Origin of the sequence: Nocardia sp. NPDC058497, assembly GCF_042720195.1 — a bacterium.
Classification (GTDB): Bacteria; Actinomycetota; Actinomycetes; order Mycobacteriales; family Mycobacteriaceae; genus Nocardia.
Genome location: NZ_JBHXMY010000993.1, coordinates 1 through 1,284, shown reverse-complemented (window position 1 = coordinate 1,284; position 1,284 = coordinate 1). Strand labels below are relative to the sequence as shown.

Below are 1,284 nucleotides of genomic sequence, written 5' to 3'. Positions count from 1 at the left end.
ATATGCATGTATATCACGACGAGTCTATTGGATTTGCGGCAGATCTGCACGTCATGCAGGAGCAAGGAACGCTGACGATTGCCACTCAAAGATTCGCGGCATCGCCTGAATACTATCCGGCGACCTATGCGACATTTCGAATCATAAACGACACGATAGCCAACATTGAAACAATCGAGGGGAAACCTAAGTGTTGGTATGCCCCGTTCCGTAACAGCCCTTTGGAGTAGTTCCTGTACTGATGGTGAAATTTAGTTGATAGCAACTGCCTCAAGGGCTGCATGAGTTTCAGGCCAGGGCGACGAATTGGCATGTTCATCGGGTGCCTAGTCGAAAGTGAACCATACATGACCTTCTATCCGAACTGGGGACACTATGGATCACATCGCCGAACTACTCGACACCGAGGGTGACTATTCGCTGGTCCGGTGGACTGGCCGCCGGTTCCCTGGGTTGCTACTTCAGGGGGACTCATTAAGTATTCTTGTGTCCGATCTTCGAGAGTTGAAGACCCTCCTTTCGGACGGCGAGTACGGTGAGGCATCTTTCTCGGCCAGGGAAATCCTGGAACGAGTCGAGGTAATGCAACGTTCGTACGAGAATATGATGAAGAATGTGGGCATAAAACTCCCCTACGCGGCGGGTGATGCTTAAGATCGTGTCTCACGTCGTAACCGGTTGTGCGGCATGATGTTCGACTGTGGTGGACGCGTTGTCACGGCGGTTGGTACCGGACGAGCTGTGGGAACTGGTCGAGCCATTGCTGCCGTAGTTCCGTGCACGCCGCCAGGGCGGTGGCACCGCTCCGGTGGATCAGCGGGCGGTGTTCACCGCAGTGGTATTCGTGTTGACCAGCGGGTGCGCCTGGCGGATGCTGCCGCATCGTTCGGAGTCAGCGTCTCTACGGCGCATCGCCGGTTCACAGCGTGGACCAGAACCGGCGTGTGGCGACGACTGCATCTGGCGGTCCTGGACGAGTTGGGCAGCACGGGCCCGATCGACTGGTCACGGGCGGTGATCGACGGGGCATCGGTGCGAGCGAAAAAGACATCCCAGGGCATAGATCGTCAAGCAGCAGTGGCCTGGTCGGCGACACCGGGAGACCAGGCGGTGGCCTCGTTGTAAGGGGTGCGGGTCTTGAGGCAGCCGTGGAGGATGCCAACGAGCCGGTTGGCGAGTTGGCGTAGCGCGGCACGATGTTCCATGCCGCGGGCGCGATGCCGGTCGTAGTAGGCGCGAGCACCGGGTGAGTCGGTCAGAGCGCAGAACGCTTGCTGGGCTAGT

General features: G+C 58.2%; 2 protein-coding genes and 2 pseudogenes. 3 read left to right on the top strand and 1 reads right to left on the bottom strand.

Features of this window, described 5'->3' with window-relative positions:
* The 3 genes and pseudogenes from ACFWPJ_RS33170 to ACFWPJ_RS33160 form a co-directional block, all read left to right on the top strand.
* The coding region (locus ACFWPJ_RS33170; protein WP_378857525.1) for a hypothetical protein at positions 1-230 on the top strand (230 nt) is incomplete at its 5' end.
* Between the two features lie 145 nt (positions 231-375).
* Complete coding sequence (locus ACFWPJ_RS33165) at positions 376-654, top strand: DUF6959 family protein (RefSeq protein WP_378857523.1); 279 nt, start codon at positions 376-378, stop codon at positions 652-654.
* A gap of 46 nt (positions 655-700) precedes the next feature.
* A pseudogene (locus tag ACFWPJ_RS33160) lies at positions 701-1,047 on the top strand (transposase); the annotation flags it as partial.
* A 20-nt stretch (positions 1,048-1,067) separates the two neighbouring features.
* Here the strand turns inward: ACFWPJ_RS33160 and ACFWPJ_RS33155 are convergent.
* A pseudogene (locus ACFWPJ_RS33155) lies at positions 1,068-1,284 on the bottom strand (IS110 family transposase); the annotation flags it as partial.

Bases quoted from the DNA above. Each gene is read 5' to 3' on its own strand.
- ACFWPJ_RS33165 (WP_378857523.1), top strand. From the start codon at position 376: ATGGATCACATCGCCGAACTACTCGACACCGAGGGTGACTATTCGCTG.